This is a genomic window from Methylocaldum marinum (assembly GCF_003584645.1).
Lineage (GTDB): Bacteria > Pseudomonadota > Gammaproteobacteria > Methylococcales > Methylococcaceae > Methylocaldum > Methylocaldum marinum.
Genome location: NZ_AP017928.1, coordinates 5,888,140 through 5,899,272, shown reverse-complemented (window position 1 = coordinate 5,899,272; position 11,133 = coordinate 5,888,140). Strand labels below are relative to the sequence as shown.

Genomic DNA, 11,133 nt, shown 5'->3' with positions numbered 1-11,133 from the left:
AGAACATTCCTGTTTTGACGGCGCCTTCGTGGAAGGCGGATGCTGGCAAAGTCTAGCCCGGATATTTCACCACGAGGAGGGTCGGCACAGCCTTGAGACCCGCATAAAATCAGGTTGCGAAACAGATTTTGTGGGGAGCTGTGCCGATGCCAAATTGTACCGCTGATGGGATGACTTTTGGACGCCTGGGACGGCGGGTAATCGAAGCCAATTTCCAGGGCGGAGCGATCAGTTCCGATGGTGGCGTGATGTTGTTGCGGCAGCTGGATCGGCGTCTTGGATTATCGAAGGCGGTGGCGCGGGCGCTGAGCGATCCCAGGGACCCGGACCGCATCACGCACCCATTGCAGGACCTGATTGCCCAGCGGCTTTATGGCCTGTGGTGTGGTTATGAAGATCTCAACGATCATGACCGGCTGCGGCACGATCCGTTGCTGCAGACGGCGGTGGGCAAGGTGACGGAACTGGCCAGCAGCCCCACGCTCTCGCGGCTGGAGACCCGCGCCAGCCGCGCCGATCTTGTGGCCTTGAACCGGGTACTGATCGAGCCGTTCATTGCGTCCCAGCCGCGGGCGCCGCGCGAACTCATCCTCGACATCGACGCCTCGGACGTGCCGTTGCACGGCGATCAGGAACTCACCCAATTTCACGGCTATTACGACCACTATTGCTATCTGCCGCTGTACGTTTTCTGTGGCCAGGCCCTGCTGACCTGTCTGCTGCGGCCCAGCCGGATCGACGGCGCGAAGCCTTCGGCGGCCGTGATCAAACGGTTGGTGACGCGCCTGCGGCAGGCGTGGCCGACGGTCCGCATTATCGTCCGGGGCGATTCCGGCTTCTGCCGACAGAGGCTCTTGCGCGGGTGCGAACGCCACGACGACGGGTACGTGATCGGCGTGGCGCGCAATGCCCGGCTGCACAAAGCCGTCGCGGCCTGGGAAGACGAGCTCAAAGCCGCCTTTGCCGAAACCGGCCTCAAGCAGCGCAGCATTCACGAATTCCGCTACGCGGCCGACGCCTGGAACATCGAACGGCGTCTCATCACCCGCCTGGAGTTTGGTGCCCAAGGAACCAATCCCCGCGTTGTCGTGACCAACCTCGATTTCCCGGCGGACGCGCTTTATGACCGGCTCTACTGCCCGCGCGGCGAAGCGGACCCATTCGACGGGATCGAATGGGAGCGAAAGCCCCGAAGGGGTGAGCCGCAGGGAGGCGGCGAACACAATCGCATTAAGGAGGCTCAGCTCGATCTGTTCGGCACCCGCGCCAGTTGCCACCGGTTCCTCGCCAACGGGCTACGTCTGATGTTCGCCGCCCTGGCGTATACGTTAATGCAGCGCCTGCGTGAGCTCGCGCTGGCCGGCACTGAACTGGCGCGGGCTACGGCGGCGACGATTCGAGTCAGGCTCCTCAAGATCGGCGCCTCGGTCCTGCGTAACACCCGCCGCGTCCGCATTCTGTTGGCTTCGCATCATCCCCAGCGCGAGACGTTCCTCATCGCCGTTCGCGCCCTGGCGCCCTGACGCCGCCTCAGTGCGGTCCCCGGCACGATGACCCACCAGGGGGTAAGGGGGAATTACGTCTTTGGTTCAGAAATCCGCTCGTTTTCCGCGTATCGCCCCTTCGATTGGGCTCCTTTGAGCCTACCCCAGCGCCTCTGCAACTTCCGACGGAGCTTAATGAAATATCCGGGTTAGGGAATTAATCCTTAGCCGCATCTGGGTACCCATGATGCTCTCCTTTTGGTCTATATTTTTTTGGACTCTGAATTTTTTTGTAGAACACGCTTTGTTCTTCCAATTGTCCCGAAACAATGCGGCCGTACGGTTCGAAGTTGCCAAACGTACCGCCAAGCTTACCGATTTACAGCGTTTTCAACTTCAAAAAAATACACTAAAAACAAATTTATTATTCCAAATCATTAGCTTATAGAAGTTTGCCTGTATTTTCATGGCCATAAAAACGCTGTATCTCTCTGATTCTGGTGTATCCGAAAGTGTCAACCTCGGTGCACTCATTCAACTCTGTGTTTCCGCCTTCGTTCACTGCTGAGCGGTTTTCCGGTCTGTTTATAAGAACCACGATACTGGGAATCGAATTACTATGATCGTCCGTTACAAAATTTGTCCTCTGACAGACTCTTTCACCACCGTTGCGCCGCAGGAAGTCGCTCATACGATCGTCGTCGCGGAGCCGAGTAAAATTGTGCTCAACCTGACTCGAGAGCATGTCGCTTCAATGATCCGTGAGGGTAACGACCTGATTGTCGTGCTCGACACCAAGGAAACGATTCGACTCGTCGGCTTTTATACCGATGATTCCAAGCCAAGCGAGCTCTACCTCGTCGACGAAAACGATAACGCGATTCTGGTAAAGATTCGCTCCATTAGCGCCAATGGCGAGGTCGCCGCCGAATACCAGCCTTTAGATGAAGTTGCTGGTTTTGTGTCCGATAGCGATGATTCCAATCTGCTTTACTGGGGTCTTGGCGCACTCGGTATCGGCGGCTTGGCAGGCGGAATGGCTGCGGCCATGGGAGGAGATTCCGGAGGTCGCAAGGGTAATAAAGGTAACGATCGCGGTAACTCCAGCTCTGACGATACCCTTGGCGGTGATGACGCCACCATCGTCGATACCACGGCTCCGGTCGTAACGCTCGACCCTTTGAATACCAGTAATACAAAGCCGTCCCTGAGTGGTACGGTTGACGATCCGGCTGCCAAGATCGTGGTCACTGTAGACGACATCGATTATGTCGCGATCAACAATGGTGACGGTACCTGGTCTCTGGGTGGCGATGTCCTGCCTCCATTTCCCGAGGGCGAGCATAACGTCACGATCATCGCCACCGATCCGGATGGCAATTCTACTACCATCACCGACTCCATCACCATTGACTCTGTCCCGCCGACCTTGACGATCAGCGCCGCCGATCCGGTTCTGGCCGCGGGTGAAGCGACTACTGTCATCTTCAAATTCAGCGAGGCCGTCACCGGCTTTGACGTTACCGACGTCACTGTTACCGGCGGCACCTTGACCGATTTCGCTCAGGTCGGCCCTGACACATGGACGGCCATGTTCACTCAGGATGGCTCCGCCACTCCGCCGAGCATCCACGTCGCAGACGGTACATACACCGATCTCGTCGGCAATTCCGGCTTCGGCTACACCCTCGATGGCGATGGCGGATTCACGTCCGATATCGTCGCTCCGGTCGTAACGCTCGATCCTTTAACCACTGAGGACACCACGCCGTCCCTGAGCGGTACGGTCGACGATCCGACGGCGACTGTTGTGGTCACTGTCGATGGCGTCGATTATGCCGCGACCAACAATGGTGATGGCACATGGTCGCTGGCCGACGATACTCTGCCTCAGCTACCTAAAGGCGAGACCACCGTTACCGTTAGCGCCACCGATCCGGCCGGCAACTCGGTTACCGATACCGGCACCATTACCATCGTCGACATCACTCCGCCGACCCTGCTCAGCGCGGTGACCAGTGTCGACGGCTCCGCCTTGATGCTGACCTATGATGAGGACATTGATGCGGCTAACCTGCCGGGTGTTGGCGATTTTGCGGTCACCGTCGACGGTAATCCGGTTGCGGTCACTGCCATCTACGTCATCTACGCCAGCGAGGACACCGTCATGCTGACGTTGGATACGCCGATTACCCCTGGTGAGATCGTCACCCTCAGCTACACGGATCCGACTGGTGGCGACGACCTCAATGCCATTCAGGATATCGCGGGCAACGATGCTGCCAGCATCACTGGCATGTCGGTCGTCAATGTTGTCGGCGATATCACCCCGCCGACCTTGACGATCAGCGCAGCCAATCCGACCCTGGGCGCAGGTGATTCCACAACTCTTATCTTCCAGTTCAGCGAGATCGTCACTGACTTCGACGCTACCGATGTCAGCGTCACCGGCGGTACCTTGACTGACTTCGCTCAGTCCGACGCCGACGCTTGGACCGCCACATTCACTCATGACGGCTCCACCACTTCGCCGAGCATCCACGTCGCAGATGGCGTATATACCGATCTCGCCGGCAATCTCGGCATCGGTGACACCCTCGACGGCGATAGCGGATTCACCGTTGATATCGTCGCTCCGGTCGTGGCGCTAGATCCTTTAACTACTGGCGACACCACGCCGGCGCTGAGCGGTACGGTTGATGATCCGGCCGCCACGATCGTAGTCACGGTCGACGGCATCGACTATGCTGCGACCAATAATGGTGACGGCACATGGTCGCTGGCCGACGGTACTCTGCCCTCGTTGCCTGAAGGCGAGGTCACCATCACCGTCAGCGCTACCGATCCGGTCGGCAACGTCGGCACCGATAGCGGCATCATTACTATCGACACCACGGCTCCAGTCGTAACGCTTGATCCTTTAACTACAGGTGATGCAACTCCTGCGCTGAGTGGTACGGTTGACGATCCGGATGCCACGATCGTGGTTACTGTAGACGGTATTGACTATGCCGCGACCAACAATGGTGATGGTACCTTGTCGCTGGCCGACGACACTCTGCCTTCGTTACCCGAGGGCGAGACTGCCGTCACTGTTAGCGCTACTGATTCGGTCGGTAATGTTGGCACCGATAGCGGCACCATTACTGTCGACACCACGGCTCCGGTGGTAACCATCGATCCTTTGAATACCAGCGACACCACCCCGGCACTGAGTGGTACGGTTGACGATCCTGAAGCGACTGTCGTGGTCACTGTCGACGGCGTCGACTATGCCGCGACCAATAATGGTGATGGTACCTGGTCTCTGGTAGACGACACTCTGCCTTCGCTACCCGAAGGTGAGACTGCCATTACCGTCAGCGTCACTGACCCGGCTGGTAACTCGGGTACCATTACCGAGAGTATCACCATTGATACCACGGCTCCGGTGGTAACGCTTGATCCTTTAACTACAGGTGATGCAACTCCGTCCCTGAGTGGTACGGTTGACGATCCTGAAGCGACTGTCGTGGTCACTGTCGACGGCGTCGACTATGCCGCGACCAATAATGGTGACGGTACCTGGTCTCTGGCCGACGATACTCTGCCTTCGCTACCTGAAGGTGAGGTCACCGTCACCGTCAGCGCTACCGATCCGGTCGGTAATGTTGGCACCGATAGCGGCACGGTTATCGTCGACACCACGGCTCCGGTGGTAACCATCGATCCCTTGAATACCAGCGACACCACGCCGGCACTGAGTGGTACGGTCGATGATCCGGAGGCGACTGTTGTGGTTACTGTCGACGGTATCGACTATGCCGCGACCAACAATGGTGACAGTACCTGGTCACTGGCCGACGACACTCTGCCTTCGTTACCCGAAGGTGAGACTGCCATTACCGTCAGCGTCACTGACCCGGCTGGTAACTCGGGTACCATTACCGAGAGTATCACCATTGATACCACGGCTCCGGTGGTAACGCTTGATCCTTTAACTACAGGTGATGCAACTCCTGCGCTGAGTGGTACGGTTGACGATCCGGATGCCACGATCGTGGTTACTGTAGACGGTATTGACTATGCCGCGACCAACAATGGTGATGGTACCTGGTCGCTGGCGGACGATACTCTACCTTCGCTACCTGAAGGCGAGACTGCCGTCACTGTCAAAGCTACCGATCCGGTCGGCAACTCGGTTGCCATCATCGAGAATATCACCATTGATACCACGGCGCCGGTCGTGACCATCGATCCCTTGAATACCAGCGACACCACGCCGGCACTGAGTGGTACGGTTGACGATCCCGAAGCGACCGTCGTGGTCACTGTCGACGGTATCGACTATGCCGCGACCAACAATGGTGATGGCACCTGGTCACTGGCCGACGACACTCTGCCTTCGTTACCCGAGGGCGAGACTGCCGTCACTGTTAGCGCTACTGATTTGGTCGGTAATGTTGGCACCGATAGCGGCACCATTACTGTCGACACCACGGCTCCGGTGGTAACCATCGATCCCTTGAATACCAGCGACACCACCCCGGCACTGAGTGGTACGGTTGACGATCCTGAAGCGACTGTCGTGGTCACTGTAGACGGCGTAGATTACGCTGCGACCAACAATGGTGACGGTACCTGGTCTCTGGCCGACGATACTCTGCCTTCGCTACCCGAGGGCGAGACTGCCGTCACTGTTAGCGCTACTGATTCGGTCGGTAATGTTGGCACCGATAGCGGCACCATTACTGTCGACACCACGGCTCCGGTCGTGACCATCGATCCCTTGAATACCAGCGACACCACACCGGCACTGAGTGGTACGGTTGACGATCCTGAAGCGACTGTTGTGGTCACTGTAGACGGCGTAGATTACGCTGCGACCAACAATGGTGACGGTACCTGGTCTCTGGTAGACGACACTCTGCCTTCGCTACCCGAAGGTGAGACTGCCGTCACTGTCAAAGCTACCGATCCGGTCGGCAACTCGGTTGCCATCATCGAGAATATCACCATTGATACCACGGCGCCGGTCGTGACCATCGATCCCTTGAATACCAGCGACACCACACCGGCACTGAGTGGTACGGTTGACGATCCTGAAGCGACTGTCGTGGTCACTGTCGACGGCGTCGACTATGCCGCGACCAATAATGGTGATGGTACCTGGTCTCTGGTAGACGACACTCTGCCTTCGCTACCCGAAGGTGAGACTGCCGTCACTGTTAGCGCTACTGATTCGGTCGGTAATGTTGGCACCGATAGCGGCACGGTTATCGTCGACACCACGGCTCCGGTGGTAACCATCGATCCTTTGAATACCAGCGACACCACCCCGGCACTGAGTGGTACGGTTGACGATCCTGAAGCGACTGTCGTGGTCACTGTCGACGGCGTCGACTATGCCGCGACCAATAATGGTGATGGTACCTGGTCTCTGGTAGACGACACTCTGCCTTCGCTACCCGAAGGTGAGACTGCCATTACCGTCAGCGTCACTGACCCGGCTGGTAACTCGGGTACCATTACCGAGAGTATCACCATTGATACCACGGCTCCGGTCGTGACCATCGATCCCTTGAATACCAGCGACACCACCCCGGCACTGAGTGGTACGGTTGACGATCCTGAAGCGACTGTCGTGGTCACTGTCGACGGCGTCGACTATGCCGCGACCAATAATGGTGATGGTACCTGGTCTCTGGTAGACGACACTCTGCCTTCGCTACCCGAAGGTGAGACTGCCGTCACTGTCAAAGCTACCGATCCGGTCGGCAACTCGGTTGCCATCATCGAGAATATCACCATTGATACCACGGCGCCGGTCGTGACCATCGATCCCTTGAATACCAGCGACACCACACCGGCACTGAGTGGTACGGTTGACGATCCTGAAGCGACTGTTGTGGTCACTGTAGACGGCGTAGATTACGCTGCGACCAACAATGGTGACGGTACCTGGTCTCTGGCCGACGGTACTCTGCCCTCGTTGCCTGAAGGCGAGGTCACCATCACCGTCAGCGCTACCGATCCGGTCGGCAACGTCGGCACCGATAGCGGCACCATTACTGTCGACACCACGGCTCCGGTGGTAACCATCGATCCCTTGAATACCAGCGACACCACGCCGGCACTGAGTGGTACGGTTGACGATCCTGAAGCGACTGTCGTGGTCACTGTCGACGGCGTCGACTATGCCGCGACCAATAATGGTGATGGTACCTGGTCTCTGGTAGACGACACTCTGCCTTCGCTACCCGAAGGTGAGACTGCTATTACCGTCAGCGTCACTGATCCGGCTGGTAACTCGGGTACCATCACCGAGTCCGTAACCATCGACACCACGGCTCCAGTAGTGACGATCGATCCCTTGAATACGGGTGACACCACCCCGTCCCTCAGTGGTACGGTTGACGATCCTGAAGCGACTGTTGTGGTCACTGTAGACGGCGTAGATTACGCTGCGACCAACAATGGTGACGGTACCTGGTCTCTGGCCGGCGATACTCTGCCTTCGCTACCTGAAGGTGAGGTCACCGTCACCGTCAGCGCTACCGATCCAGCTGGCAACATCGGTACCCATAGCGGCACTATTACTATCGATAGCACGGCTCCGATGGTTCTGAATGTCTCTGCCAACGTGTCGGAGGAGAGTCTGGCCGGCGGGATTCCGGACAGCAACGGCACCGAGGACAACACCGACTCGGCAACGGTTGCCGGCTCCCTGACCCTCAGCGACACGTCCGGCATCGCTTCCGTAGCCGTTAGCGGACCCGGCGGCGTGACCTCCAAGGGACAGGCGGTAACCTGGAACGGCGACTTCGCCGGCGGCGTTTACACCTTGACCGGCACGGCAGGCGCTACCACCGTGGCTACGCTCACCTTGAACACCGACGGGGACTACACCTTCACCTTGTCGGAGCCGCTCGACCATGCTTCGGCCGATGTCGAGGACGTACTGGCACTCGAATTCACTGTCACGGCGACCGACGCGGCCGGAAACGTCAGCGATCCGGCCACGCTGACTCTCAATGTCGAGGACGACATGCCTTTGGCGGCGGATGCGACCACATTCGTCCTCGACCAGCAACCCGCCACGGCGGCCGGTTCGCTGGTCGTCGGCTTTGGCGCGGATGGCGGATATGTCTCCGAGATCACCATCGACGGCAATACCTACACTTACGATCCCGATGCCGATACAGTGACCGAGAGCGGGAGCTCGGCTTTGGTAAGCCACAGCTTTAACCCCGACAATGACGAGTTGACGATCAGCACGACCCAGGGCGAAACCCTGGTCGTCGATATGCGGACCGGGGAATACCATTATGCGGCGCTGGCCGCCGACACGGCGCCAAGTCCGGTCGTCAACGTCAACCCTTCCGCCAGTCTGTTGGGGCTGGTCAATGCCGAGGCGCTTGGCCTGCTCGACATCGGAACTAACCAGATGTTAACCGCAGTAGACGCCAATAACGACATTAAAAGCGTCGTGGTGAATGCAGGCGCAGCCATCAACGTTGGGGTCGGTGGCTACTACCAGTTGACCTGGTCCGTGGCTATGGCGACCGAATTTGGCCTGACGGTGGTGGAAGACAACGATATCGTTAATCTCCTTTTGGTCACGACGCAATCTTATTCCAAACTGACGATTACCTCGGCGGATGGCGGAACGATCGACAACCTCAAGCTGAACGAATTTCTGGCGACCGTCCGGGTAGAGCAGTTCGGCATCCTAGATCTCCTGACCCTGGGATTGTTGCCGACGATTTCGATCACCGCGACGGATTCCTTAGGCAATAGCGCTACCGATTCCGAGACCGATCTGCTCGGTTTGAGCCTTTTGGATCCTGCCGACGACCCGGCCGGCGTCACGGAAGGAGCCAGCGGTCCGAACAACCTCGTCGGCACCAACGCGGACGAGCGGCTTTACGGCTATGTCGGCGACGATACTCTGAGCGGCGAGCAAGGCAACGATCTGCTGCGCGGCGGACTCGGCGCCGACACGCTCGACGGCGGCTCGGGAGACGATATCCTGATCGGCGGCAAGGGTAACGACACCTTGACGGGCGGTTCCGGCAACGACACCTTCCTGTGGGAAAAGGACGATCAGGGCACGGCGGGCAACCCGGCCATCGACACCATTACCGATTTCAACGCCGCCCCTGTCGTCGGCGGCGGCGACATCATCGATCTCAGCGGCCTGCTGCAGGGCGAACTCGCTCGCGGCCATACGGTGGGTAACCTCGTCGATTACCTACACTTCGAGGTTGTCGGTGGCGATACCGTCCTTCATATCAGCACCACCGGAGCGTTTTCAAGCGGATTCGACCCTAACCTGGCCGATCAGCGGATCGTGTTCACCGGGGTCGATCTGGTGGACGGTCTCGCCACCGACCAGGAAGTCATTGCGCGCCTGCTCGCCAACGGCAACCTGATCGTCGACCAGGAAACCACCGCGACCGACCAGCTCAACGGTATCACGACCTTTGGCGCGGTCATCACGGACAACGACGGCGACACCGCCAGCACATCGATCAGCTTCGATACCCGCGATCCGGCCGCACCCGATCCCGATAACGACGCGCCGGTAGTACAAGCCGACAGCACGGCGCTACTAGGCTTGATCGGAGCGAATGTGCTCGACGTGATCCAGCTTGGCAACCAGGCTTTCATCGCCGGAGATCCGAACGGCGATCTGCGCTCCGTGACGGTGAACTTCCAAGGATTGGCTATCCCTCTCGGCGATCTAAGGCTCACCGCATCCCGCAAATTGGCGAACGACTTGGGATTAACGTTCACCGTTGAAAGTACGGCCGGAATCGGGGCGACGTCGACGTTGACGATCACGGCGCTCGATGGGGGCAACATCGACAACCTGGCGGTCAACGAATTGCTCGCCACCGTCCGCCTTGAATCGGACATCGATCTGCTCGGGCTGGTACCTGGGCTCGACATAAGCGTACTCGGCACCCTCAGTATCACCGCTACCGACAGCCACGGTCTATCGGATACGGACCAAGTGACCGAGTTGCTGAATGCCAACGTACTCGATGGTCTACTGGCACCGAGCGGGAACCCCGATATCATCGAGGGCGCGTCTGCCAACGACAATCTCGCGAGTAGCGTGCTAGGAACCACCCACGAACGCCTATACGGTTTCGAAGGCGACGACGTCCTTTCCGGGGGCTCGGGTAACGATCTGCTCCGCGGCGGCAGCGGTAACGACGTGCTGGATGGCGGCGACGGCAAAGACGTGCTGATCGACGGTAACGGCGAGGATACCTTCCTGGCCGGGTCCGGAGACGACATCATCATTGTCAGCGGTACCGATTTCGCTCAGATCGACGGTGGCGATGGCTTCGACATCCTGAGACTCGACGGAAACCTGGCCTTGGATCTGACTTCCGCCGATTCCGGGATCACGAATATCGAGAGGATCGATCTTGGAAACGGCGCTTCGGTGTTGCCGCTGACCGAAGAAGCCGTCCTCGCGCTGACCGACGAGGATGACACCCTGCAAATCACCGGCGAGGCCGATGACCGGGTGAACCTGGTCGACGCGACGTACATCGACAACGTTACCATCGACGGGATCACCTTCGCTCAATATGAGCTGGGCTCGGCAACCGTGCTGGTGGACGAGGAGATCGCCAACGTCGCGGTTGTGTAA

General features: G+C 58.6%; 2 protein-coding genes. Both read left to right on the top strand.

The genetic code is table 11. The annotated features are described in order from the left end of the window. Positions 1-146: 146 nt before the first annotated feature. Positions 147-1,523 carry an IS1380 family transposase gene (locus sS8_RS26620; RefSeq protein WP_119632402.1) on the top strand — a complete coding sequence of 459 codons (1,377 nt, stop codon included), beginning with the start codon at positions 147-149 and terminating at the stop codon, positions 1,521-1,523. A gap of 580 nt (positions 1,524-2,103) precedes the next feature. Then, positions 2,104-11,133: an Ig-like domain-containing protein gene (locus sS8_RS26610; protein ID WP_119632400.1), complete on the top strand. Its 9,030-nt coding sequence runs from the start codon at positions 2,104-2,106 to the stop codon at positions 11,131-11,133.

Coding starts and splice junctions, on each gene's coding strand:
- sS8_RS26620 (WP_119632402.1), top strand. CDS start 147: ATGCCAAATTGTACCGCTGATGGGATGACTTTTGGACGCCTGGGACGG.
- sS8_RS26610 (WP_119632400.1), top strand. CDS start 2,104: ATGATCGTCCGTTACAAAATTTGTCCTCTGACAGACTCTTTCACCACC.